18 protein-coding genes are annotated in these 24,509 nt (G+C 64.1%); 12 read left to right on the top strand and 6 right to left on the bottom strand.

The annotated features are described in order from the left end of the window. Positions 1-15: 15 nt before the first annotated feature. Positions 16-690 (bottom strand): SOS response-associated peptidase, encoded by a 675-nt coding sequence (locus tag C163_RS11970; RefSeq protein ID WP_025338974.1) that lies wholly within the window; start codon positions 688-690, stop codon positions 16-18. Positions 691-1,183: 493 nt separating this feature from the next. Here C163_RS11970 and C163_RS27120 point away from each other — a divergent pair, with 493 nt between their 5' ends. The 7 genes from C163_RS27120 to C163_RS12005 all read left to right on the top strand — a co-directional run bounded on the left by C163_RS27120 (position 1,184) and on the right by C163_RS12005 (position 17,301). Then, positions 1,184-1,339 (top strand): hypothetical protein, encoded by a 156-nt coding sequence (locus C163_RS27120; protein ID WP_155951619.1) that lies wholly within the window; start codon positions 1,184-1,186, stop codon positions 1,337-1,339. Between the two features lie 309 nt (positions 1,340-1,648). Beyond that, a complete protein-coding gene (locus C163_RS11980) occupies positions 1,649-1,981 on the top strand; it encodes a hypothetical protein (protein ID WP_049866762.1) in 333 nt (110 codons plus the stop codon). Between the two features lie 130 nt (positions 1,982-2,111). After that, positions 2,112-2,423, top strand: coding sequence for a hypothetical protein (locus C163_RS11985; protein ID WP_025338977.1), 312 nt, complete (start codon positions 2,112-2,114; stop codon positions 2,421-2,423). 408 nt (positions 2,424-2,831) lie between these two features. Then, entirely contained in the window at positions 2,832-12,701 is a 9,870-nt protein-coding gene (locus C163_RS11990) for an Ig-like domain-containing protein (protein WP_038408116.1), read from the top strand. Continuing rightward, entirely contained in the window at positions 12,701-13,972 is a 1,272-nt protein-coding gene (locus tag C163_RS11995; protein ID WP_025338979.1) for a TolC family protein, read from the top strand. Before C163_RS11990 ends, C163_RS11995 begins: the two co-directional genes overlap by 1 nt. Next, the gene (locus tag C163_RS12000; RefSeq protein ID WP_025338980.1) at positions 13,962-16,124 is read left to right on the top strand and encodes a type I secretion system permease/ATPase; all 2,163 of its coding nucleotides are present in this window, start codon (positions 13,962-13,964) and stop codon (positions 16,122-16,124) included. The genes C163_RS11995 and C163_RS12000 overlap by 11 nt, the downstream gene beginning before the upstream one ends. Next, on the top strand, positions 16,114-17,301 hold the full coding sequence (locus C163_RS12005; protein WP_025338981.1) for an HlyD family efflux transporter periplasmic adaptor subunit: 1,188 nt from the start codon (positions 16,114-16,116) through the stop codon (positions 17,299-17,301). Before C163_RS12000 ends, C163_RS12005 begins: the two co-directional genes overlap by 11 nt. Before the next feature lie 9 nt (positions 17,302-17,310). Here C163_RS12005 and C163_RS12010 read toward each other — a convergent pair whose 3' ends face one another. Further along, the gene (locus C163_RS12010; protein ID WP_025338982.1) at positions 17,311-18,168 is read right to left on the bottom strand and encodes a LysR family transcriptional regulator; all 858 of its coding nucleotides are present in this window, start codon (positions 18,166-18,168) and stop codon (positions 17,311-17,313) included. Between the two features lie 90 nt (positions 18,169-18,258). Between C163_RS12010 and C163_RS12015 the strand changes: the two genes are divergently transcribed. The 3 genes from C163_RS12015 to C163_RS12025 all read left to right on the top strand — a co-directional run bounded on the left by C163_RS12015 (position 18,259) and on the right by C163_RS12025 (position 20,648). Next, on the top strand, positions 18,259-18,672 hold the full coding sequence (locus C163_RS12015) for a VOC family protein (RefSeq protein ID WP_025338983.1): 414 nt from the start codon (positions 18,259-18,261) through the stop codon (positions 18,670-18,672). Between the two features lie 45 nt (positions 18,673-18,717). After that, positions 18,718-19,968 carry a cation:dicarboxylate symporter family transporter gene (locus tag C163_RS12020; RefSeq protein WP_256220403.1) on the top strand — a complete coding sequence of 417 codons (1,251 nt, stop codon included), beginning with the start codon at positions 18,718-18,720 and terminating at the stop codon, positions 19,966-19,968. A gap of 257 nt (positions 19,969-20,225) precedes the next feature. After that, complete coding sequence (locus tag C163_RS12025; protein ID WP_015270222.1) at positions 20,226-20,648, top strand: anti-virulence regulator CigR family protein; 423 nt, start codon at positions 20,226-20,228, stop codon at positions 20,646-20,648. Between the two features lie 448 nt (positions 20,649-21,096). Here the strand turns inward: C163_RS12025 and C163_RS12030 are convergent, their stop codons facing one another. After that, on the bottom strand, positions 21,097-21,297 hold the full coding sequence (locus tag C163_RS12030; RefSeq protein WP_025338985.1) for a hypothetical protein: 201 nt from the start codon (positions 21,295-21,297) through the stop codon (positions 21,097-21,099). Between the two features lie 135 nt (positions 21,298-21,432). Here C163_RS12030 and C163_RS12035 point away from each other — a divergent pair, with 135 nt between their 5' ends. Then, positions 21,433-21,792, top strand: a complete 360-nt coding sequence (locus C163_RS12035; RefSeq protein WP_025338986.1) for a hypothetical protein — start codon at positions 21,433-21,435, stop codon at positions 21,790-21,792. Position 21,793: 1 nt separating this feature from the next. Here C163_RS12035 and osmE read toward each other — a convergent pair whose 3' ends face one another. Both osmE and C163_RS12045 read right to left on the bottom strand, forming a co-directional pair. Then, positions 21,794-22,150: an osmotically-inducible lipoprotein OsmE gene (gene osmE / locus C163_RS12040; protein ID WP_025338987.1), complete on the bottom strand. Its 357-nt coding sequence runs from the start codon at positions 22,148-22,150 to the stop codon at positions 21,794-21,796. An 81-nt stretch (positions 22,151-22,231) separates the two neighbouring features. Continuing rightward, positions 22,232-23,467, bottom strand: coding sequence for an NADH:flavin oxidoreductase/NADH oxidase family protein (locus C163_RS12045; RefSeq protein ID WP_025338988.1), 1,236 nt, complete (start codon positions 23,465-23,467; stop codon positions 22,232-22,234). 111 nt (positions 23,468-23,578) lie between these two features. On the opposite strand from C163_RS12045, the gene C163_RS12050 reads away from it, so the two are divergent. After that, positions 23,579-23,998 carry a MerR family transcriptional regulator gene (locus C163_RS12050; protein WP_025338989.1) on the top strand — a complete coding sequence of 140 codons (420 nt, stop codon included), beginning with the start codon at positions 23,579-23,581 and terminating at the stop codon, positions 23,996-23,998. 149 nt (positions 23,999-24,147) lie between these two features. Here the strand turns inward: C163_RS12050 and C163_RS27480 are convergent, their stop codons facing one another. Beyond that, positions 24,148-24,354 carry a hypothetical protein gene (locus C163_RS27480; RefSeq protein WP_025338990.1) on the bottom strand — a complete coding sequence of 69 codons (207 nt, stop codon included), beginning with the start codon at positions 24,352-24,354 and terminating at the stop codon, positions 24,148-24,150. Between the last annotated feature and the right edge of the window lie 155 nt (positions 24,355-24,509).

Here is a 24,509-nt window from a genome sequence, read left to right on the forward strand (position 1 = left end):
TGCATCGCTGCGCATTCAGATCATACGCTGAAGCGGGTTCATCAGCTCGGCACCTTGGTTACGCACATTCCCCACGGCGATACCCACCCGGTACCACTCGAAGGCTTCAGCCGGCTCACCCAGGTTGAGCACTAGTTGTTCTGCGCGTTCGTTCGGCATTTCTGCCGCGATCCACTCGTACGCCAGTTCTGGCGACAACACGACAGGCCGGCGGTCGTGAACGTCGACCATTCCGCCCTGAGCGTCGGCGGTAATGATGACGAACCCGTCGTGCTCGGTGCCGGTGAACTGGCCGATCGAGGCGCAAAGGGCAGGGCGCCCATCCTGGCGGCGGATGTAGTACGGCTGCTTCTTCGGCCCACCTTCATCAACCCATTCGTACCAGCCGTCGACAGGGGTGATGGCCCGGTGCGGCCAGATCGCCCGGAAGAATGGGCCATGCGCCACCCTCTCGACCCGCGCGTTGATCGGCGCAGCGCGATCGTTCGCCCAGTGCGGTCGCCATCCCCACCTCACCAGGTCCGCCCGTGGGCCTGCGTCATCCATCCGCAGTACTGCCACCGGCGTGGTCGGCGCGATGTTGTAGCGGCCAAGCGGCTGGTCGCCGACGTTGTTCCGCCAGGCCTCTGGCAGGCTCAGGGTCTCAACGAAGTCATGTATGCCACGGTACTGGCTGAGCCTTCCGCACATATTCGCTTCCTCCGAAACCATGAGCATAGGCCAGGGCATGGTTCCTCAGGCACATGGCAGCAGGGGGCCGGGCATGGACGGAACGACCCTGATCGGATGTGACACGGTTTTGGAACAGCAATTGCTTTGACCCTGAGGCATTGATCATTCGGGGAACGCAAAAATGACTCAGGATGACCGCTATTACATGGCCTTCGTGGTGGTTGCCGTACTGCTCCTGGATCTGGTGGCGACACTGGTGTTCCTGAAGGCCATCGCCTGACCCCCGATTGTGGGTTCAGCCCCCCGGAATCGGGGCACCAGCAGGAAGACAATCCGGTCTGGGTCGGGTTTTGCTCGCGCTCTGGCGGGTTCATGGCCATACGGTACCGGAATGTCCTGCGCATGAAATCTCGCCGGCAAGAAGACCAACGGCCGGCCCCTGCCTGAACATCCCTCCTTTGTGCGGTCCAACGTAAGCAAGGCCTGGTTTCACCTGGCCGGAGGTACGCACATGAAACGCAAGACTGCATGGGTCGTAGTGTTGTCAGGGTTGCTGCTGCTCGGTGGTTGCTGGCCATATTGGCACCACGGTGGGCATCACGGCGGCGGCCATCACCGGCATTTCAACGACGGTTACCATGGTGGCCAGGACTACCGCCGCTATTGATGCAGGCAGCATCCCTTCCGCTTGCGGCCAGGCCGCTGCGAATACACAGCAAGACAACTCAAACTCGCCCAGGCTGGCCTGTCTGGAACTTGCCCGCTGATCCATGAACGAAGGTTATCTTCCCGGGCAAAGCCCGTCCTGAAACCGATATAGCAAACAAGCATATTGCCCGGCTGACGTTGAGCAGTAACATGGGCAAACAAAAACCAAAAAAGGTATGCGGCTTGGCAACACTTTCCCAAGTTACTCGATGGGGCGGCAGGAGCGTGTCGCGTGAAGAGCTCAAGATCGGTAGCAGGTGCAATACTGATGTCCACTTTCGCCACACTGTTCATGGCAGGCTGCGCACATGACCCCGATGTGCGTGAGGGCCATGGGTATGCGGCCGGGGCCACGGAAAGAAGTACACCGGCGTACCTGGGATGCGTCAAAAGCGAACTTCAAGGGAATGTGAAAACCTACCAGGTCGATGGCGATAACTCGGTCAGACTTTTCGTCGATAGTACCGACCCCGACAAGGCGGGTGGCCTGGTCGAGGTGCGGGGCACGGGTAACCAGCGCCAGTTCGCGGCCTATCAACGCGATGCCTGGTACGACCATGGCAGGCTGCTGGACGCCGCGCTGATGTGTTCTAAAGCATGATCAACTGACCCTCGCGAACAAAAAGCCCGCCCTCGAGAGCGGGCTTTTTGCATTTGCCGACCCCAGCGGCAATAATCCGCTCATTTGAAAGGAGAGCACCAGGTTGGAAGCAAGAAGCGTTGTCGCTGAAATGTTCATTGGAATGCCGACGCATTTCTGGGTGTTGCCGGTTGCCGGCCTGGTCGCCTGGTTCGGCCTGAAATGGGCCGAGCAATCCGATAACCGCGCCACCATGCTGCGGACCGTGACCTACCTGCTGCTCATCGCGGTGGCGGTGTTGCCCAACGGCTTTTATGCGCTGTTTCCCCCGACGCCCGACATGCCCGAGCTGTTGTTGAATCGTGAACCGCTACCCAACTACGAAGGCCGCTTCTATCTGGATGCGTTCTACGTGTTCAGTGGGTGGGCACTGAGCAAAGTGGCAAAGCTCAAGTTCAACTAAGGAAACGCTGGACGAGCCGCTCGAAGGCCAGCACCGAGCGGCCTACTGTCTCATGTTGCTCGATAATCTGCCTTGCTGTCGAGCTGACCCAGGCTCAAGTTGGAAGGTTCGTCAAGGTCTTGAAGCAAACACGATTTGTTTGCATTTATCAAGGTGTGGGGCGGCTACTTTTCAACTAATACCTTCCTGTTAATACCAACTTTCAGTTACGCCATCCTGCAGTGAGGAAAGGGCTAACTCAAAAGTAATAGATCAAGTAGATTTTTGCGAGCCTTGATGATGATCCTCGCCGCAAGAGACCTTCCTTAAATATTTTAAAGCCCGTCTGGCGTTTTATGGGGGGCGTGCTATTTCTGGATATACGCGTGCGATCGCTCGGTCGTGCTGTTGACAAAAGGACTGTCACGTATGTCGATTCAGGCCAAGGTATCTCCCCTCGCTCAAAGTGTTACTTCTGCTGCCCCCATCGCAATCCCCGATAACGGAATCCTGACGCTTACCCAGAGCAGTAACATTGTTCTGGATATTGCTCCCGAAAGTGTGACGAGCTACACAAAAAGCGGGGCGGACCTGATCGTACAACTGAAGTCTGGCGAGAGCCTGCGCATTGCCAACTTCTATGTCGAAGGGCAGCCGGTAAGCCAGTTGTACCTGGTAGACCGGGACAAGCTGCTGGCCGTCGACCTGCCCCCGGTCGCTGCCGATGGGCCGCTGTTGGCAGGTTATGTGCCCCAGGAAACTGCGGCCGGGTTCGAGTCGCTCACTGGCGCCGACGGCACCATTGCCGGGCTCAGCCCCGGCGCTGCATTGCTGGCTGGGGCTGCGATCATTGGCGGCGGCGTCGCGATCGCCAACAGCAACGATGGCGGCGGCGGTGGTGGTGGCGGCGGTGACGGCAGTGTGCCGCCTGACACCACGGCACCGGCGCCTGCCAGCGGACTGCAGATTGCCCCAGATGGCAGCAGCATCAGCGGCACGGCCGAGCCGGGCGCCACCGTGGGCATCGACAGCAACGGCGACGGGCAAACCGACGTCAGCGTGGTGGTCGGCTCTGACGGCAAATTCCAGATTCCACTGAATCCGCCACTGACCAACGGTGAAACGGTTACCGTGGTGGTGACCGATCCGGCCGGCAATAGCAGCCCGCCCGCGACCGTGCAGGCCCCTGACTTCCCCGATGCGCCGCAAATCAACCCGAGCAACGGCTCCAGCCTCAGCGGTACCGCCGAGCCGGGCAGCACCGTGGTGCTCACCGACGGCAACGGCAACCCCATCGGCCAGACTACTGCCGACGGCAACGGCAACTGGTCGTACACACCCGATAGCCCACTGCCCGATGGCACGGTGGTCAAAGCAGTGGTAGTGGATGCCGCCGGTAACAGCGGCCCGCCCGCCAGTATCATCATCGATGGCGTGGCGCCAGCGGCACCCGTGATCAACCCGAGCAATGGTACCGAGCTCAGTGGTACCGCCGAGCCGAACAGCACCGTGACCCTCACCGATGGCAGCGGTAACCCGATCGGCCAGGTGACGGCCGATGGCAACGGCAACTGGAGCTACACCCCCGCGACACCGCTGCCCGATGGTACCGTGGTCAACGCGGTGGCCCAGGACGCGGCTGGCAATACCAGCGGGCAGGGCAGCACCACCGTGGATAGCGTGGCGCCGGGCGCTCCCACCATCAACCTGAGCGACGGCAGCAGCCTCAGCGGTACCGCCGAGCCGAACAGCACCGTGACCCTCACCGATGGTAGCGGTAATCCGATCGGCCAGGTGACGGCCGATGGCAGTGGCAACTGGAGCTACACCCCCGCGACACCGCTGCCCGACGGTACCGTGATCAACGTGGTGGCCCAGGATGCAGCTGGCAACACCAGCGCTCCGACGAGCACGACAGTGGATGCGCAGGCCCCGGCTGCACCAGTGGTCAACCCCAGCAATGGCACCACGATCAGTGGCACCGCTGAACCGGGCAGCACAGTTACCCTGACAGATGCCGGCGGCAACCCGATCGGCCAAGTCACCGCCGACGGCAGTGGCAACTGGAGTTTCACACCGGGCAGCCCGTTACCCAACGGCACCGTGGTGAACGCCACCGCGACCGACCCGACCGGCAACACCAGCGCTCCATCAAGCACCACAGTGGACTCGGTGGCCCCGGCCGCGCCGGTGGTCCAGCCGAGCAACGGCAGCGAAATCAGCGGCACCGCCGAGCCGGGTAGCACCATCACCCTGACCGACGGCAGCGGCAACCCGATCGGCCAGACCACCGCCGACGGCAGCGGCAACTGGTCGTTCGCCCCAGGCACACCGTTGCCGGATGGCTCCGTGGTCAATGCCACGGCGACCGACCCGGCCGGCAATACCAGCGGGCAGGGCAGCACCACCGTGGATGGCGTGGCCCCGGGCGTGCCCACCATCGACCTCAGCAACGGCAGCAGCCTCAGCGGCACCGCCGAGCCGAACAGCACCGTGACCCTCACCGACGGCAGTGGTAATCCGATTGGCGAAGTCACAGCTGACGGCAGCGGTAACTGGACGTTCACCCCAGCCACGCCGTTGCCCGATGGCACGGTGGTCAGTGCCACGGCGAGCGACCCGGCCGGCAACACCAGCCCGGCAGCGACGGTCACCGTCGACTCCAGCGCGCCGGCTGCACCGGTGATCAATCCCACCAACGGCGCGACCATCGGCGGTACCGCTGAAGCGGGTGCCACCGTCACCCTGACCGATGGCAGCGGCAACCCGATCGGCCAAGTCACCGCCGACGGCAGTGGCAACTGGAGTTTCACACCGGGCAGCCCGTTACCCAACGGCACCGTGGTGAACGCCACTGCGACCGACCCGACCGGCAACACCAGCGCTCCAACGAGCACCACAGTGGACTCGGTGGCCCCGGCCGCGCCGGTGGTCCAGCCGAGCAACGGCAGCGAAATCAGCGGTACCGCCGAGCCGGGTAGCACCATCACCCTGACCGACGGCAGCGGCAACCCGATCGGCCAGACCACTGCCGACGGCAGCGGCAACTGGTCGTTCACCCCAGGCACACCGTTGCCGGATGGCTCCGTGGTCAATGCCACGGCGACCGACCCGGCCGGCAATACCAGCGGGCAGGGCAGCACCACCGTGGATGGCGTGGCCCCGGGCGTGCCCACCATCGACCTCAGCAACGGCAGCAGCCTCAGCGGCACCGCCGAGCCGAACAGCACCGTGACCCTCACCGACGGCAGTGGTAATCCGATTGGCGAAGTCACAGCTGACGGCAGCGGTAACTGGACGTTCACCCCAGCCACGCCGTTGCCCGATGGCACCGTGGTCAATGCCACGGCGAGCGACCCGGCCGGCAACACCAGCCCGGCAGCGACGGTCACCGTCGACTCCAGCGCGCCGGCTGCACCGGTAATCAATCCGAGTAACGGCGCGACCATCGGCGGTACCGCTGAAGCGGGTGCCACCGTCACCCTGACCGATGGCAGCGGCAACCCGATCGGCCAGGTCACCGCCGACGGCAGTGGCAACTGGAGTTTCACACCGGGCAGCCCGTTACCCAACGGCACCGTGGTGAACGCCACTGCGACCGACCCGACCGGCAACACCAGCGCTCCAACGAGCACCACAGTGGACTCGGTGGCCCCGGCCGCGCCGGTGGTCCAGCCGAGCAACGGCAGCGAAATCAGCGGTACCGCCGAGCCGGGCAGCACCATCACCCTGACCGACGGCAGCGGCAACCCGATCGGCCAGACCACCGCCGACGGCAGCGGCAACTGGTCGTACACCCCAGGCACACCGTTGCCGGATGGCTCCGTGGTCAATGCCACGGCGACCGACCCGGCCGGCAATACCAGCGGGCAGGGCAGCACCACGGTGGACGGTGTGGCCCCGGGTGTGCCCACCATCGACCTCAGCAACGGCAGCAGCCTCAGCGGCACCGCCGAGCCGAACAGCACCGTGACCCTCACCGACGGCAGTGGTAATCCGATTGGCGAAGTCACAGCTGACGGCAGCGGCAACTGGACGTTCACCCCAGCGACGCCGCTGCCCAATGGCACCGTGGTCAATGTCACGGCGAGCGACCCGGCGGGCAACACCAGCCCGGCAGCGACGGTCACCGTCGATTCCAGCGCGCCGGCTGCACCGGTAATCAATCCCACCAACGGCACGACCATCGGCGGTGCCGCTGAAGCGGGTGCCACCGTCACCCTGACCGACCTCGGCGGCAACCCGATCGGCCAGGTCACCGCCGACGGCAGCGGCAACTGGAGCTTTACCCCCGGCACACCGCTGGCCAACGGTACCGTAATCATCGCCACGGCAACCGACCCGACCGGCAACACCGGTCCGCAGGCAGCCACCACGGTGGATTCGGTAGCCCCGGCCGCGCCCGTGGTCGAGCCGAGCAACGGCAGCGAAATCAGCGGCACCGCCGAGCCGGGCAGCACCGTCATCCTGACCGATGGCAGCGGCAACCCCATCGGCCAAACCACCGCCGACGGCAGCGGCGACTGGAGCTTCACCCCAACCACACCGCTGCCCAACGGCACGGTGGTCAACGCCGTCGCCCAGGACCCAGCCGGCAACACTGGCCCGCAGGGCAGCACCACGGTGGATTCGATCGCACCCGCCGCGCCAGTGGTCAATCCGAGCAACGGCGCCGTGATCAACGGTACTGCCGAGCCGAATAGCACCGTGACCCTCACCGATGGCAATGGTAATCCGATTGGCGAAGTCACTGCCGACGGCAGCGGCAACTGGACGTTCACCCCGGGCACGCAACTGCCCAATGGTACCGTGGTCAACGCCACGGCGACCGATGCTGCCGGCAATACGGGTGCTCCAGGTAGCACCACCGTGGACTCGTCGCTGCCGTCGATTCCGCAGGTCGACCCGAGTAACGGCTCGGTGATCAGCGGTACTGCCGATGCCGGTAACACCATTACCCTCACCGATGGCAACGGCAACCCGATCGGCCAGGTCACCGCCGACGGCACCGGTAACTGGTCGTTCACCCCCGGCATACCGTTGCCGGATGGCACCGTGGTCAACGCGGTGGCGCGCAACCCCGGTGGGACCGATAGTGCGCCGGCGGTCATTACCGTGGACGGCGTGGCGCCGGCCGCGCCAGTGGTCGAGCCAAGCAATGGCACGGAAATCAGTGGTACCGCCGAAGCCGGCGCAACTGTCATCCTCACCGATGGCGGCGGCAACCCGATCGGCCAGACCACCGCCGATGGCAGTGGCAACTGGTCGTTCACGCCCGGTACACCGCTGGCCAACGGCACGGTCATCAACGCCGTGGCCCAGGACCCGGCCGGCAACACCAGCGGGCCGGCCAGCGTCACCGTTGACGCCATCGCCCCGGCCGCACCGATCATCAACCCGAGCAACGGGGTGGTGATCAGTGGTACCGCCGAAGCCGGGACCAAGGTGATCCTCACCGACGGCAGCGGCAACCCGATCGGCCAGACGACCGCCGATGGCAGTGGCAACTGGGCCTTCACGCCTTCGTCTGCGCTGGGCAACGGCACGGTGATCAACGCCGTGGCTCAGGACCCGTCCGGCAACACCAGCGGGCCGACCAGCGCCACCGTTGACGCCGTCGCGCCGGCCGCACCGGTCATCAACCCGAGCAACGGGGTGGTGATCAGTGGTACCGCTGAGGCCGGGGCCAAGGTGATCCTTACCGACGGCAGCGGCAACCCGATCGGCCAGACCACTGCCGACGGCAGCGGCAACTGGTCGTTCACGCCCGGTACGCCGCTGGTCAACGGCACGGTCATCAATGCCGTGGCCCAGGACGCCGCTGGCAACACCAGCACCCCACAAGTCAGCACCACGGTGGATGCGGTAGCCCCTGGCCAGCCGACGATCGAGCCGAGCAACGGTACCGAGATCAGTGGTACCGCCGAAGCCGGCGCCAGGGTGATCCTCACCGACGGCAGCGGCAACCCGATCGGCCAGACCACCGCCGATGGCAGTGGCAACTGGTCGTTCACGCCCGTTACACCGCTTGCCAACGGCACAGTCATCAATGCCGTCGCCCAAGACCCGGCCGGTAATACCAGCGGGCCGGCCAGCGTCACCGTTGACGCCATCGCCCCGGCCGCACCGATCGTCAACCCGAGCAACGGGGTGGTGATCAGTGGTACCGCCGAAGCCGGGACCAAGGTGATCCTCACCGACGGCAGCGGCAACCCGATCGGCCAGACGACCGCCGATGGCAGTGGCAACTGGGCCTTCACGCCTTCGCCTGCGCTGGGCAACGGCACGGTGATCAACGCCGTGGCTCAGGACCCGTCCGGCAACACCAGCCTGCCGGGCAGCACCACGGTGGATTCAGTCGCACCTGGCCAGCCGACGATCGACCCGAGCAACGGGACCGTGATCACGGGTAGCGCTGAAGCCGGGGCCAAGGTGATTCTCACCGACGGCAGCGGCAACCCGATCGGCCAGACCACTGCCGACGGCAGCGGCAACTGGTCGTTCACGCCCGGTACGCCGCTGGTCAACGGCACGGTCATCAATGCCGTGGCCCAGGACGCCGCTGGCAACACCAGCACCCCACAAGTCAGCACCACGGTGGATGCGGTAGCCCCCGGCCAGCCGACGATCGAGCCGAGCAACGGCACCGAGATCAGTGGTACCGCCGAAGCCGGGGCCAAGGTGATCCTCACCGACGGCAGCGGCAACCCGATCGGCCAGACCACCGCCGATGGCAGTGGCAACTGGTCGTTCACGCCCGGTACACCGCTGGCCAACGGCACGGTCATCAACGCCGTGGCCCAGGACCCGGCCGGCAACACCAGCGGGCCGGCCAGCGTCACCGTTGACGCCATCGCGCCGGCCGCACCGATAATCAACCCGAGCAACGGGGTGGTGATCAGTGGTACCGCCGAAGCCGGAGCCGAGGTGATCCTCACCGACGGCAGCGGCAACCCGATCGGCCAGACCACCGCCGATGGCAGTGGCAACTGGGCCTTCACGCCTTCGCCTGCGCTGGGCAACGGCACGGTGATCAACGCCGTGGCTCAGGACCCGTCCGGCAACACCAGCCTGCCGGGCAGCACCACGGTGGATTCAGTCGCACCTGGCCAGCCGACGATCGACCCGAGCAACGGGACCGTGATCACGGGTAGCGCTGAAGCCGGGGCCAAGGTGATTCTCACCGACGGCAACGGCAACCCGATAGGTGAGACGACCGCTGACGGCAGTGGCAACTGGGCCTTCACGCCTGGTGCGCCGCTGGCCAACGGCACGGTGATCAACGCCGTGGCCCAGGACGCCGCTGGCAACACCAGCACCCCACAGGTCAGCACCACGGTGGATGCGATAGCCCCTGGCCAGCCGACGATCGAGCCGAGCAACGGTACCGAGATCAGTGGTACCGCTGAAGCCGGTGCCAGGGTGATCCTCACCGACGGCAGCGGCAACCCGATCGGCCAGACCGTCGCCGACGGCAGCGGCAACTGGTCGTTCACGCCCGGCACGCCGCTGGCCAACGGCACGGTGATCAACGCCGTGGCCCAGGACCCGGCCGGCAATACCAGCGGGCCGGCCAGCGTCACCGTTGACGCCATCGCCCCGGCCGCACCGATTATCAGCCCGAGCAACGGGGTGGTGATCAGTGGTACCGCCGAAGCCGGGACCAAGGTGATCCTCACCGACGGCAGCGGCAACCCGATCGGCGAGACGACCGCCGACGGCAGTGGCAACTGGACATTCACGCCTGCGCCTGCGCTGGCCAACGGCACGGTGATCAACGCCGTGTCCCAGGACCCGGCCGGCAATACCAGCCTGCCGGGCAGCACCACGGTGGATTCAGTCGCACCTGGCCAGCCGACGATCGACCCGAGCAACGGGACCGTGATCACGGGTAGCGCTGAAGCCGGGGCGAAGGTGATCCTCACCGACGGCAACGGCAACCCGATCGGCGAGACGACCGCTGACGGCACTGGCAACTGGGCCTTCACGCCTGGTGCGCCGCTGGCCAACGGCACGGTGATCAACGCCGTGGCCCAGGACGCCGCTGGCAACACCAGCACCCCACAAGTCAGCACCACGGTGGATGCGGTAGCCCCTGGCCAGCCGACGATCGAGCCGAGCAACGGTACCGAGATCAGTGGTACCGCCGAAGCCGGCGCCAGGGTGATCCTCACCGACGGCAGCGGCAACCCGATCGGCCAGACCACCGCCGATGGCAGTGGTAACTGGTCGTTCACGCCCGGTACACCGCTGGCCAACGGCACGGTGATCAACGCCGTGGCCCAGGACCCGGCCGGCAATACCAGCGGGCCGGCCAGCGTCACCGTTGACGCCATCGCCCCGGCCGCGCCGACTATCGAACCGAGCAATGGTGTGGTCCTCACAGGTACCGCTGAGCCCGGCGCCACCGTCATCCTCACCGATGGTGGCGGCAACCCGATCGGCGAGACGACCGCCGACGGCAGTGGCGACTGGAGCTTCACCCCAACCACGCCGCTGGCCAATGGCACGGTGGTCAACGCGGTGGCCGAGGACGCCGCCGGCAACAGCAGTGGCCCGGCCAGTACCACGGTCGACTCGGTGGCGCCGTCGGCACCGCTGTTGAGCATCAGTGCCGACGGTGCGCTGCTGACCGGTACCGCCGAGCCGAACAGCCAGGTACGCCTCGTGATCGACGGCGATACCGCCAACCCGATCACGGTGAATGTCGACGGCGCCGGTAACTTCAGCCTGCCGTTGGCGCCACCGCTGATCACCGGCGAGCTGATCAGCGGGGTTACCGCCGACGCTGCCGGCAACCTTAGCGGCCCGGCGACGATCAACGCGCCGGACCTGGCGCCGCCGACCATCAGTGTGCCGGAAGCCGCCGACACCTGGATCAACGCTGCCGAGATCAGCGACGGCATCCAGGTCGACGTGACGATCCGCCCGACCATGCAGGTCGGCCAGGTGATCACCGTCGCCTTCGCCGGGCAGAACGGCTACGAGACGCAGGCAACTCACACCATCACCGCCGGCGATATCCTGGCCGGCAGCGTCACCGTGACCATTCCCCCTGGTAGTGGCATGGGGCCGTTCCCGGAGGGCGCCTCTACCGTCACTGCAGACATCAATGGCGGCACTGCTTCGACCTCGGTGCCGTTCACCGTCGACACCATCCCGCCAGCGACCCCGGTGCTGTCGCTGGTGGGCAGCATCCTGACCATCTCCACCGATCCGGGAACCGAACTTACGGTCGAAGTGGACATCGGCGGCGTCACCGCCACCGCCACGGTGACAGCCGACAACAGCGGGCTGGCTTCGCTGAACCTGCTCACCGACCTGGACATCGACCTTACCCTGGACCAGTTGCTCAACGCCCAGGTCTCGGTCACCGGCGAGGATCCGGCCGGCAACACGAGCAATGTGGCAACCATCGGCGTTGGCGGCAGCATCGAGCAGCCAGTGACCATCGGCAACTTCGGCGTCGATGTCAGCCTCAACCCGCTGAACCCGCGGTTCGGTTTCAGCGGCACCACCGAGCCGGACTCCAGCGTGGTGATCCGTGTCATCACCCCGGCGCTGAACGTCGAGCTGCTGCCGATCCAGGCGGACAGCTCCGGCAACTTCTCGCTGAACCTGCTGAGCCCGACCGTCCTTACCCAGTTGGGGCTGAACATCACCGATATCCTCAACCTCGGTTCGCAGATCTCGTTCAATATCGTCGCCACCGACACCAATGGCAACGACAGCTCGGCCTACGGCATCACCCTGGCCCCCAACGGGCTGTCGCTGAACATCGGCCAGATCGACGTCAACGGCACCTCGGGGGACGACGTCATGTCCGGGGCGAGCGGCAGTTCGGAGCACATCAATGGAGGTGATGGCAACGACCTGATCTTCAACGTGGGGACCGGCGATCACGTGGTGGCCGGCAACGGCAACGATGCCATCCAGATCACCGCGACCGACTTCGTCAGCATCGACGGCGGCGCCGGCTTCGACACGTTGGTCCTGGCTGACGGCATCGACCTCGACTACAACGCCGTCGGCGTCGGCACGCTCTCCAACATCGAGCGCATCGACCTCGGCAAGGGCGACTCTGGGAGCGTGCTGACCCTGACCGCGGCGGAGGTCGACGCCATCACCGATGCCAACAACGTGCTGCAGATTACCGGCGAGAGCAACGACACCCTCAACGTGGTGGGTGCCGTGAACACCGGGACCACCCAGCAGCTCAACGGCATTACCTACGATGTCTACAACTTTGGCAGCAGTACCCTGCTGATCGAGGACAACACGGTACAGGTCGTGGTCTGATGCGCGGCCTGTCCGTGCTCAAGGGACGGCGCCGTGGCGCGGGAGCCCTCTGGCTCCTGTGCCTGGGGCTGCCGCTGTCCGCCCCGGCCATCCCGCTCGACCAAGCGGTGCGGGCGGGGTTGGCGATCCATCCGCAGGTGCGTTCGGCGATGGCCGAAGCGGACCGTGCGGGCACCGAGGTGGAGATCGCCAAGGGTGGCTATTACCCCTCTGTCACCATGTCCGGAGGGCCGCAGGAGTTCGACGTTGGCGAGGTCGTCTACGACGTCACCGTCTCGCAGATGCTGTATGACTGGGGAAGGGTGACGAGCAAGGTCGACAGCGCCAGCGCCACCCGGCGCAAGCTGTCCGAGGCGGTGCTGGTGGCGCGCGACGATGCGGCGCTGGATATCGTCGAGACCTATCTCGATGTGCTTGCCTCGGAGCGCCGGGTGGAGACGGTGCGCCAGCACATCCAGCGCCTCGACGGCATCCGCGAGATGACCCAGGCGCGCGGCAGCGACGGTTACGCCGACCGCAGCGAACTGGACCGCGCCAACCTCGAACTGGCGCGTGCCCAGGAACAGCTGTCTCTGGAGAAGGGCAACCTGCAGGACGCGCGCAACCAGTACGCGATCCTGGTTGGCCAGGACCCCTCCGAGCTGGTGGAGCCTGAGCCGATGTCGCTGCAGCGCTACCTGGCTGCCAGCGACATGACGCGGGTGATCCGCGAGTCGCCGTTGCAGCGCAAGGCGTTGGAGGACGCCAATGTCGCCGAGGCGCAAGTCCGCGAGGCCAAGGCTTCGTTGCTGCCGCAGTTGAACCTGGAGGCCTCCGCATTGCGCCGGGAGATCGGCGGGCGCCCGGAAAGCGACTCGGTGATGTCGCTGCGCTTTCGCATGGATACCTTCCAGGGGCTTTCCAACTTCCGCCGGCCGACCGCTGCGCAACAGCGTCTGGAGTCGGCGCAATGGACGGCCGATGCGATGCAACGTGACATCCGCCGGCAGTTGCAGACGCTGTTCGACAACGGTGACACGCTGCGCTGGCGGGAGCAGTCGCTGAGCCAGCAGGTGACGGAGTCGGAGCAGGTGGGCGAGCTGTACCGCGAGCAGTTCGAGGTCGGCCGGCGCGACGTGATCGACTTGCTCAATGTGCAGCGCGAACGCTTCGAGGCCGAGCGGCAATTGATCAATCTGCACATCGAGCGCAAGCGCATCGAGTACCGGGCGGCCGCGCAGGTCGGGCTGTTGGGGGCATTACTGGAGAATCGGTTGAATCATGGAAGTTGAACAATCCCCGGACAATGTCGTGACCCTGAACCACGACGACCCGCTGCGCCAGGGCCTGCTGCTGCTGTGCCGGCAACTGGGCCGGCCGCTGGGCGACGCCGAGCTGGTCGACGGCCTGGCACTGGAGCACGGACGCCTGCCGCTGCGCCTGGTCGCCCGCGCCCTGCGCCGCGCCGACATCACTGCCAGGGTCGCGGAGCTGCCGTTGCGACAGATGGACGCCTACCTGCTGCCGGCCCTGCTGTTGCTCGATGATGGCCGCAGCCTGCTGCTGGTTGGCATCGAGGGTGAGCAGTACGAGGTGCTGGTGCCGCAGAGCGACGGCGGCCGTGAGTGCATGGCGCTGCCCGTTCTGGAGGCGCTTTACAGCGGCACGGCGGTGTTCGCCAAGTGCCGTTACCACCCCGACGGGCGGGTGGGCGACTACGCCAGCGGCCTGCCGGAGCACTGGTTCTTCGGGCCGCTCAAGCGGCTCTGGCGCTCTTATGCGGAAGTCACGGCGGCGGCCCTGGTGGCCAACGTCCTGGCCGTCGCCTCGGCGCTGTTCGCCATGCAGGTGTACGACCGCGTGGTACCCAACGCGGCCTTCGATACCCTCTGGATACTCGCCAGCGGCGTGGCCCTGGCGATCATCGTCGACGGGGTACTGCGGATCCTTCGCGGGCACCTGCTGAACGTTCTCGGCAAGCGCCTGGACCTGCAGTTGTCGAGCCTGCTGTTCGCGCGTGTGCTGAGCACCCGGATCGCCGCCAAACCGGCGTCGATGGGCGCGTTCAGCACCCAGGTGCGTGAGTTCGAGTCGGTCCGCGAATTCTTCACTTCGTCCAGCGCCGCACTGATCAGCGACCTGCCGTTCGTGGTGATCTTCCTGTTGATCATTGCCGTGATCGGTGGCCATGTGGTCTGGGTGCCGCTGGTGGCCTGCGTGTTGATGCTGCTGCCGGGGCTGCTGACCCAGCGCCTGCTGGGGCACCTGTCGCGGCAGAACCTGCGCGAGGGGGCGATGAAGAACAGCGTGCTGCTGGAAGCCTTCGAACACCTGGAGACGGTCAAGGCCGCGCGTGCCGAAGGCCGCTGCCGCCAGCAGTGGGAGACGCTCACCGGGGAACTGGCCGGTACCGCAATGAAGACCCACGCCCTGGCCTCGACCCTCAGCTATTCGGCGAGCATCGTCCAGCAGCTGTGCTATGTAGGGGTGGTGGTGTTCGGCGTGTACCGGATAAGCGACGGCGCGATGACCGTCGGCGCCCTGGTGGCCTGTTCGATCCTGGCCTCGCGGGCCATCGCACCGCTGTCCCAGGCTGCCGCGATTCTTGGCCGCTGGCAGCACACCAAGGTGGCGCTGGAGGGCCTCGACCAGCTGATGTCCGCCGAGCAGGAGCGGCCCGCCGGCAAGCGCTTCGTGCACCGCGACCGGCTCCACGGGCATTACCGCCTGGAGGCGCTGCGCCTGGCCCACGGCGATAGCCCACCGGTGGTCGACGTACAGGCGCTGAGCATCCAGGTCGGCGAGCGGGTGGCGCTGCTCGGCGGCAACGGCGCCGGCAAGTCGACCTTGCTGCGGCTGCTCAGTGGCCTGCTCGACGCGCAATCCGGCCGGTTGTTGCTGGACGACATCGCCCTGAGCCAGCTCGACCCGGCCGACCGCCAGCGCGGCATCGGCTACTTGCCGCAGGATGTGGCGCTGTTCCACGGCAGCCTGCGCGAAAACCTCAACCTGGCCAACGCCGCGCTGGGCGACGAGGAATTGCTGGAAGCCCTCGATGGCGTGGGGCTGGGCACTTTCGTGCGCGCCCACCCGTTGGGGCTGGACATGCCGATCCAGGGCAACGCCAGCCTCTCCGGTGGCCAGCGTCAGGCGGTGGGGTTGGCCCGCGTACTGTTGCAGGACCCGCCGATCCTGCTGCTCGACGAGCCGACCGCGGCCTTCGACCAGAACAGCGAGAAGCAGGTCATCGACTACCTGCAGAAATGGCTGGGCCGCCGTACCCTGATCATCACCACCCATAAGAAAAGCGTCTTGGCGCTGGTGGACCGTGCGGTGGTGCTGCGCAACGGCCAGGTGATCATGGACGGCCCGCTGAATCAGGTGGTGCTGGGCAACCAGGTGCAGGCGCCACAGGTCGCCGAAGGAGCCGGCCATGGCAGCTGAAAAAAGTTCTGTAGTGCTGCGCCGGCAACTGGCCGACCCCTTGCTGGCGACCACTCACCCGGTCTATCGCCCGCTGCTCTGGACCCTGCTCGGCAGCGTCTTGCTGTTCGTCGCCTGGGCCGCCTGGGCAGAACTCGATGAGGTGACGCGCGGCGATGGGCGGGTGGTGCCGTTCAGCCGTATCCAGAAGATCCAGAGCCTGGAAGGGGGCATTCTCGACCGTCTGCTGGTGCAGGAGGGCGACCTGGTGGAGGTCGGCCAGCCGCTGCTGCGCCTGGACGAGACGCGCTTTCTCACCAATTTCCAGGAGTCGGCCAACCAGGCCGGCGTGCTGCGCGCGGCCATCGCCCGGCTGGACGCCGAAGTGCTGGGCAAGGCGGCCATCGAGTTTCCATCGGACATCGACCCGCAAGGGCCGCTGGCGCGTTCCGAGCGCGAGCTGTTCAAGTCGCGGCGGGACAAGCTGCTCGAAGGCAGCCAGGCGATCCAGAGGCAGATCAGCCTGGCCCAGAGCCAGCTCGACCTGGTTCGCCCGCTGGTGGCCAAGCGTGCGGTGAGCCAGATGGAGGCGCTGCGCCTGAGCCAGGACATCGCTACCCTCAACGGCAAGCTGACCGAGCTGAAGAGCAGCTACTTCCAGGATGCCTATACCGAACGCTCACAGCGCAAGGCCGACCTCAGTGCCCTGGAGCCGATTGTCCAGCAGCGCCAGGACCAGCTGCGCCGCACCGGGATCGTTTCGCCGGTGCGTGGGCGGGTCAACACCGTGCTGATCAACACCCGTGGCGGGGTGATCCAGCCCGGCGAGGCGATCATGGAAGTGATCCCGGTGGAGGACCGCCTGCTCGTCGAGGCCAGGATCAAGCCGCGCGACGTGGCCTTCCTGGTGCCGGGCATGCCGGCCAAGGTGAAGATCACCGCCTACGACTTCAGCATCTATGGCGACCTCAAGGGCACCCTGGAGCAGATCAGCGCCGACACCATCGAGGAGGACACGCCCCATGGCAAGGAGTCGTACTACCAGGTGCTGATCCGCACTGACGGCAGCCAGCTCAAGCGCGGCGAGGAGGTGCTGCCGATCATCCCCGGCATGGTCGCCGAGGTGGATATTCTCAGCGGCAAGCGCAGCGTGCTCAATTACTTGCTGCGCCCGCTGATCAAGGCCCGTCTGTACTGAACTGGGGTGTCAGGCCATCAGTACGGATGCCAGCAGCTTGATTGCCGACGTGCGGTGATGGCCGGCACTGTAGGCCAGCACTATGTCGCGGCAGTACCTTGGGTCATCGGTCAGGATGAGGGCGTTTGGCGATTGCTCCAGCAATGACGACCATTGCGGTACCAAGGAAACGCCTTGCCCCAGCGACACCAACAGGCTGATGGCCTCGAGCGCATCCAGGTCGCAAGCGACGTTGGGCGCGAGACCCAGATCGTCCAGATAGCGCTGGGTTATCAGGCCGCCCCAGGAATCGACGGCATATCGGATATAGGGCCCGGTGGCCAGCATTGCCTGCGCTTCAGCCCGGGAGGCCGCGGCAGGTGCCAACAAGCACAGCGGTTCGCTGCGCAACGTGAGCGTTCTCAACGATTTTGCTGTCTTGAAGGGTGGCGCCACCAGAATTGCCGCATCCAGTTCCTGATTGATCAGCTTGTCATGAAGCAGTTTCGAGTCACCGGGCGTGATGGTGAGTTTGAGGTCCGGCGCGGAGGATGACAAATGCTCCAGTGCTGCCGGTACAAGGCCGGTGAGGGCGGTTGATATGGCGCCAATGCGCAGTTCCCCGGTCAGCGTGTCGGCGTTCAGGTCGTTCCTGAGCTGATTGGCATGCTCGACGATGCAGCGTATCCGTGGAATCAATGCCAGCAGCTTTTCTGTCGGCCTTATCGCGTGTGCCTCTCTATTGAAGAGAGTGCAGCCCAAGTGTTTCTCCAGGTTTCGAATGCGCAAACTTATTGCAGCGGCTGAAACATTTGCCTTCTTTGCCGCACCCGCAATGGAGCCGCATTCAACAACAGATATGAGGCTTTCCAGATTTTGAATGTCCATAAGTAATGCTTGTGCTCAGACCAAGTGTCAGTTGGTGTACATGAATGCCGGGCGGTGTGAGGATAGTGGCTCCGTTCGAGGAGTACCATCATGTTGACACCCTTTCATGTTGCTTATCATGTCAAAGATCTGGATGAAGCAAGAAAATTCTATAAAGAGGTTCTTGGCTGTGTCGAGGGGCGTAGCACTGATACGTGGGTAGACTTCGAGTTCTTTGGTCACCAGATATCTCTGCATGTGGGCAAGCCCTTTGAAACCAGCCGCACTGGCAAGGTCGGCCCGCACCTTGTACTGATGCCTCATATCGGGGTGATATTGCCTCTGGATCGCTGGCAAGCCTTGGCTGAACGCCTTGAAGTTCTGGGCGTGCAGTTCGAAATTCCACCGGTTGTACGTTTCGAGGGTGAGCCTGGCGAGCAGAGGACAATGTTTTTCCTGGACCCAAGTGGTAATCCGATCGAGATCAAGGGGTTCAAGAATTTGAATGCAGTCTTTGCTTCCTAGTGCTTTATAAAAACAGAGATCAGTCCGGTGAGAATAAAAATAAATTTGATCACGCAAATTGCAATTGGTCTGGCTGTCGGTATATGCGTTGGCGTGTTGTTGAATCATTTTCCCGATTACAAGGGGTGGTGGATCGAGCAAGTGCTACAGCCGGCGGGCGACGCGTTTATAAAACTGATGAAAATGATCATCGTGCCGCTGGTGTTTTCCTGTATGGTGGTAGGCATAGCCGGCTCTGGCAAACGCGCCCTGGGGCGGGTGGGAACAAAAAGCCTTGTCTATTTCTTTGTTGTGACCGGGGTCGCAATCATTTTCGGCTTGTTGGTCGGTAACGTGCTCCAGCCAGGCGCCGGTGCGGGCTTCGCCGTTTCATCGGCGAGTGAAGCAGTGCCACCGGTGCAAAATGGTTCGGCAGGGCTCGGCAAGGTATTGTTGGGCATCATTCCTGACAATGTAGTGGCCGCAATGGCAGAGGCGAAGCTGTTGTCGGTACTGTTCTTCGCCATCTTGTTCGGGGTGGCACTGTCTACGCTGGATGAACCCAGGAGGCAGCCTTTGGTTGCCGTGCTGCAGACGGTAGTGGATACCATGTTCAAGATCACTCATATGGTCATGGCCTACTCACCGATCGGCATCTTTGCCCTGATAGCTGTCACCGTGTCGACCTTCGGGATTGATTCACTGATGCCGCTGGCAAAGCTGATAGCCATTACTTATGTGGCGGTACTATTCTTCGCGATTGCCGTGCTGGGCCTTGTTGCCAGGGCTGTTGGCGAGAATATCTTCGAGATCATCAAGGCCTTCAAGGATGAACTGATACTGGCCTTCAGCAGCGCGAGTTCTGCCACCGTCATGCCACAATTGATGGCCAAGACCGAAGCACGGGGTGTGCCGCGAGCGATCACGTCGCTGGTGATCCCGTTGGGTTATTCATTCAATCTGGATGGCGCGTCGCTGTTTGCGGGCCTGGGTACGCTGTTTATCGCGCAGGCCTACAATATTGAACTGGCCCTGGCCGACCAGGTCATGCTGGTATTCATCATGGTATTGACGTCCAAAGGCGCTGCCGGAGTGCCCGGGTTCATGTTTGTGATTCTGACTGCAACCCTGACAGCGGCAGGTTTGCCATTGGAAGGCGTGGCCCTGATTGCAGGGGTATATCGATTGATGGACATGCCCGTTACGGCACTGAACGTGCTCGGCAATGCGCTGGCGCCGATCGTGGTCGCAAAATGGGAAAGCCGCGCTGGAACATTGCCGGCTGATGTCGTGGTTACGGAGCAATCATCTCGATAGCAGAGGGGAGGCTCGTTCAGCCAGGCGTTTGGAACGGGAATTGCTGCATCCCTGAAAACCTGCCCATTTGGGGATACGGCCATGTTTCCAGAAGATCTGTACTTCATGTTTCTCTTCGCCGTTGCCGTGTTGGCACTCGATGTGGCAGCCATCATGCTCTATCGGAGTGCCAAGCCCTGACCCGGGTTTGGGGACTTTCACCCTGAACCGGGTTTTGGTCTACAGTGCTGGGACGTCTCTGGTGTAAGGAAACAGCTATGGCAAAGCGTCGATGGGCAGTTATCGCTACCTCGATCGCGCTGGCAGTGGGGCCGGCGCTTACTTATGCCGACCCGGGTAATGGTAAAGGGCAGGGCCACGGCAAGGACAAGGGCCAGCATGGTCAAGGTCACGGGGGCTCTTATGGCGGGCCCTCGATAAACCGTGGCGATGTGCTTGGCATTCTTGACGGGCACCGTGGCTACTGGAGCGCAGGGCCGGCGCTGCCCCCCGGCATTCAGAAGAACCTGGCCCGTGGCAAACCGCTGCCGCCGGGTATCGCCAAGAAGCTCGATGGCAGGCTGCTGGGGCAACTGCCTCATTACGATGGCTATGAATGGATGCAGGCGGGTGCGGACCTGATCCTGGTGGCAGTTGCTACGGGTATTATCTACGAGGTGTTGAACGGCGCGCTGGATTGACGTCAGGCGCAGGTGTCAGCGAGCGCCCCCGCAGGCGACGCGGTGGTTGGCACCGGCTACGCCGGTGTTCGCGGGCACGCCCGCTCCCACAGGGACAGCGCATTCCTTCGGCAGGTGGGGGCCTTGTGGGAGCGGGCATACCCGCGAAGCAGGCGACGCGGTGGCTGGCACCGGCTGCGCCGGTGTTCTCGGGCACGCCCGCTCCCACAGGGACAGCGCATTCCTTCGGCAGGTGGGGTCCTTGTGGGAGCGGGCATGCCCGCGAAGCAGGCGACGCGGTGGCTGGCACCGGCTGCGCCGGTGTTCGCGGGCACGCCCGCTCCCACAGGAACGGTGCGTTCTTTCGGCTGATGGGGTCCCTGTGGGAGCGGGTTCACCCGCGAAGCAGGCTACGCGGTGGCTGATACCGGCTACGCAGGTGTTCTCGTTAGCGCCTGTTCCTCCAGAATCAGGTGTTTTCCTGCACGTTCAGTACTGAACCCTTATCGTCCGTGGCCAGCAAGCCGCTGGAGTGCGTGCCTTCCGTTTGCAGTTCGGCGAGTGGCACATCTGTAGTACGGAAAATGCTGCGACCTTGTTCACCAACCCTCAGGGTGATCAGTTTTCCATTCTGATAGAAGAATTGCGTTCTGTTGGTGTTCCTTTGCATGGTATGTGCTCCGAAGGCTATTGGCAGATACACTTTCCCAGCCTTTACTCACCCAGACCACTGGCAGAAATATCAGTTGCGGCCCGTGCAGCGAGACTTTGGTTGATTGGTAAGCCAATACAACCCACCGTTAAAATGCCGCGTATCCTTGATGGCCAATTGCAAATGTCTACGTTTCGTATCTTTCTCGCCACTGTGCTGGTCACCGGCCTTGCCGGCTGCGCAACCCCTGGCAAACCCACTGCCAGCAAACTGACCCACAAATCGCCCCAGCAGTACGCCGCCTGCGTACTGCCCAAGTGGCAAGCGCTGGCGCCACAGGCCACGCAGAAATCGATCGCCCACGGCTACCGGTTGACGGCTCCCAGCGCCGTGGCATCCGATGATGTATTGGACGTAGTCGATTCCCGCGAGGGCAGCCGCGCGACCTTCTACAAGGGCAGCTTCCTGTCTGGCGACAAATTGCGCCAGGCTGCCAGGGAATGCCTGGACTGACTCAGTAACCCGATCCGCTAGAGCCGCCCATGCTGGGGAGGCGGGCCCTGCGCTGAGCATTGCTCCACTCGGCGCAGGTCATGAAAGCGGTATTGTCCACTTTGCCGGTGCCGTCGAAACTCACGCTGTAGGGTTGCCGGTTATCGGCCTTGGTCAGCATGTAGTCGAAGCAGGTACCGGGCACCACGGTGCGTTCGGTCTCGGCATCGGGCTTGCCGCCGACCTGCATGACCTGGTCTCTGCTCATGCCGTTGGCGACTTTCGCCACCAGCGGCTGGTCGTGGTACAGCGCGGAGTTGGACGAGCAGGCAGAAAGCGCTGCCAGTGCAAGGATCAGCGCGTGAAAGGGTTTGTTCATGGCAGTGCTCCGGTAGAGGACGCCGATGAAGGCAGGTGCACCCCGCGCGAATGTGCGACCCCTGGCTCTGCGATCACACCATCAATCCGCTCGGCTTTTCATCATACGCCTGTACTGCCGCACCCGCAGTAACGTGCAGCCTTGCTCCAGCAACAAGGCGCGCAAGGGCGACGCATGCGCCTTGGGCCGGCTGCCGGCCGCCAGGCGGCGCATCTGCAATTTCACCAGGGCCATGTAGGCCAGCGCGGCAAAGGCCTTGCGCTTCCAGCGAATGGGCTGCAGTTCGGCGGTTGCCGTCGGCTCGCCGTGCTGCCAGCGCCGGGGCAGGGCAGGCTCGACTGCCAACGCCGTGGCAATCCCCGCCATGGCCACACCGCTGGCCAGCACCTGCTCGACTACCGGCAACCGCCGGATACCGCCGGTGACCATCACCGGCATCTTCGCGATGGCGGCGATTTCCCGGGCAAACTCCAGGAAATAGGCCTCGCGAGCCAGGGTGCGCCCATCGCGGGCATCACCCTGCATCGCCGGTGCCTCATAGCTGCCGCCCGACAGCTCCACCAGGTCCACCGGCAATTCATTCAGCCACAGCACTACCTGGCGCGCATCCGCCGGTTCGAAACCGCCGCGCTGGAAATCCGCCGAATTCAGTTTCACTGCCACGGCGAAACCGGGCGAAACCACTTCGCGCACGGCCTTGACCACCTCCAGCAGCAACCGCGCGCGATTTTCCAGGCTGCCACCCCAGCGATCCTGGCGCTGGTTGCTCAGTGGCGAAAGAAACTGGCTCAGCAGGTAACCGTGGGCAGCGTGGATCTGTACGCCACTGAAACCAGCTTCTTCAGCCAGCGCCGCAGTGCGGGCGAAGCGCTGGATCAACGCGCCGATCTCGGCTTCGTCCAGTGCCTTGGGCAAGGGGAACAGCTTGGACAAACCGCCCATGTTCAGGGCAATGGCCGAAGGCGCCACGGTGGGCTGGCCGAGGTTGGCCTGCATCTGCCGGCCCGGGTGGTTGATCTGCATCCAGAACTGCGCGCCGTGGGCGCGGCCGATGCGCGCCCAGTCGCGAAAACGTTGCAGTGGCTGGCTGGCATCGAGCATCACGCCACCCGGGCCGGTCATGGCGCCAGGGTCGACCATCACGTTACCGGTCAGCAACAGCCCGGCACCGCCCTCGGCCCAAGCCTGGTAAAGGCGCAGCAGCTGGTCGGAAGGGGTCTGGTCCGGGTTGGCCAGGTTTTCCTCCATCGCCGCCTTGGCGATGCGGTTGGGGATGACACTGCCATTGGGCAGGTGCAGGGGCTGGAACGGCGTCATGGCGATCTCCGCAAAGGGTTGCCACGCATCGGTTTTTGCGCGCGTGGGCTAGGTTCGGGAGAAGGCTAAGGTTAAAGTCAGCTTTAAGGTCAAGAGGGGAATGCTGCCGCAATGAAAATTGGTGAACTGGCGCGACGCACGGGGCTTAGTGCATCGCGTATCCGCTTTTACGAAGCCAGCGGACTGATTACTGCGCGGCGCCTGGGCAATGGTTACCGGGATTACCCGGAGCAGGTGGTGCGGGCGCTGGAGGTCATCACCTGCGGCCAGCAGGCCGGGTTCAGCCTGGAAGAAATGCGCAAACTCACCGACGCCTCCGGGGCTGCGGCGGGTGGGCATGATTTATTGCTGCGCAGCCTCAAGCGCAAGGTGGCGGAGATCGAAGCGATGCAGCAGCGGCTGGCGCACAACCGCGCGCAGTTGCTGGCGGTTATTGCGGGCATGGAAGACAAGCCGCAGGGGATGGATTGCGAGGAGAATGCCCAGCGCCTGATTGCCGGTTGGCAGCAGGGCGAGGCCACGAACACGTAACCCCCTGTAGGAGCGGCCTTGTGTCGCGATGGGCTGCGTAGCAGCCCCCGGATCTTGCGTCGATGCACAGATTGCCGGGGCCGCTACGCAGCCCATCGCGACACAAGGCCGCTCCTACAGGGATCGCACAGCCGTCTGGATTCTGGGTATCAGCCTGCATCACCGCGTTTGTTCATCTGCTCGCACTGCATCAGTGCATCCGTCCTGCTTGGATAACTGGGCTTGAGCCGCTCCTTCGCTTGGTTATCGTAAATGTCGAAACCCCCACAAACGGTAGCGGCGTAATAGCGGCTACCCACGCGGAACGACTCCTTTTCGATCGGCACAGCGGGAACGATAACGAATCTTGGTTGCATTTTTCGTGCCTCCCCAGGCAGAGACTTAAGTATTAGTCTGGCCATGGATAACCATCAAGGAGACTCATGAATAAAACCCGGTTTTCGTGATCGACAGGTCGACGCCCGTCCTGTCATCAAATGAAAACCCGCTGTCGTCCGATGCGAAGCACCCC

This window comes from Pseudomonas sp. FGI182, from assembly GCF_000511325.1.
GTDB lineage: Bacteria > Pseudomonadota > Gammaproteobacteria > Pseudomonadales > Pseudomonadaceae > Aquipseudomonas > Aquipseudomonas putida_Z.